This window comes from Enterococcus sp. 3H8_DIV0648 (assembly GCF_002140655.1).
Lineage (GTDB): Bacteria > Bacillota > Bacilli > Lactobacillales > Enterococcaceae > Enterococcus_A > Enterococcus_A hulanensis.
This window is the reverse complement of sequence record NZ_NGLG01000001.1, coordinates 453,237-454,582: the sequence shown is the minus strand read 5'-3', so window position 1 is coordinate 454,582 and position 1,346 is coordinate 453,237. Positions and strand designations below refer to the sequence as shown.

2 protein-coding genes are annotated in these 1,346 nt (G+C 34.3%); one reads left to right on the top strand and one right to left on the bottom strand.

All coding sequences use genetic code 11. The features are described 5' to 3' along the window. The first annotated feature begins 136 nt into the window (after nt 1-136). Nucleotides 137-760 carry a hypothetical protein gene (locus tag A5875_RS02085; RefSeq protein WP_088932077.1) on the top strand — a complete coding sequence of 208 codons (624 nt, stop codon included), beginning with the start codon at nt 137-139 and terminating at the stop codon, nt 758-760. Nucleotides 761-1,098: 338 nt separating this feature from the next. Here A5875_RS02085 and A5875_RS23960 read toward each other — a convergent pair. After that, nucleotides 1,099-1,346, bottom strand: a 248-nt coding sequence (locus A5875_RS23960; RefSeq protein WP_217809338.1) for a hypothetical protein, incomplete at its 5' end; no start/stop codon positions are given.

Genomic DNA, 1,346 nt, shown 5'->3' with positions numbered 1-1,346 from the left:
ATACAAAGATATTGCTCACGAATAAAAGCTAGCGTTCAGACAAAATCATTTTATCGTATGACTTTTAGCAACTTTGTGCAAACGATTACAAATGATTGTTTTTTTGCTATAATCTATTACGAAGGGGGGATTGTCTTTGAAAAAAATTTTTATGCTATGTTTAGTTGCATCTTTCTTATTAGCTGGATGTAATCAAGAATCGTCAAACGATTCACCAGACACATCAACAAGTAAATCAATCACCACAGAAAGTTCAGCAAATCCCAGCCAAAATTCGTCAAGTGCTCCTCAGACATCATCTTCGTCTGATGTTTCAACCAATCATTCTTCTACTGAGACAACAGCTCCGACTGCGCAACAAACAGCTGATACCGTATCAAGTAATGAATTTGGCGGTTACGCAACTTTCTATTTCAACGGTATGAATGTACCCGACTCGATAAATATTAATACAAATACTAATCAAATTACCTTTAATGCTGATACTCACAGTGAAGCTATTTATACTCTCACGATGCAAAATCTGCCTGCCAAAACCATTCGTGTCTTTTCAGCTAACACGGATGAGATCCGAACGGTTAAAGTAAGTACTACACTCACTGTTGGCGAACAAATTTCTGGTGCCATAAATTCAAATAATCAATCTGGAGATTTATACTTGTTCCACAATAAACAAGGTGGCCTGTCTTTAGCAACACCGAATTACGCTGGAAATGTTCCTGAGGATCAAACCGATGTCATGATTGAAGTTTTGCAATAAAAATAATTATTATTATCCGAGCAAGAATTAGTTGCTCGGTTTTTTTTGTTTAAAAGGTACACAAAAAAAACAGAGATCTGAAAACAGATCTCTGTTGGAATAATCAAAAGTGATTATTTTAATGTGTTGGTAAATTAGATGCTTAGTAGTACCTGTTGCTGATTGAAATGGGATTTCTAGGATTTTCTGATCAATGAAAAACTCTGATATAGTCCCACTAAATCTACAAAGTATGGTCAAAAAGATAGTCAAAAAATCGCTAGTATGTCAAAATTAAATCTAAAGCTTTAAAATAACCCTAGAATGCAGGGAGCTTGATTAATACTGTAAATGATTACTTACCAAAAATCCCTATTTCTCGGTAATGGTAAATCTGCTTCACCATCAATCTCACCTGCAAATGTATATCCATCATGTATTCTATAACCGTAAGATCGATAACCTAATGACCTAGCACAATTATCAAAATCATCCTGATTGACGGGTATTCCTTCATGACAGATATACTCTGTCAAATCTCTTGATCTATATTTGACCCTCTTTTTACTAACGTCAAACAATTGATATAGATATGGATTAATTATAA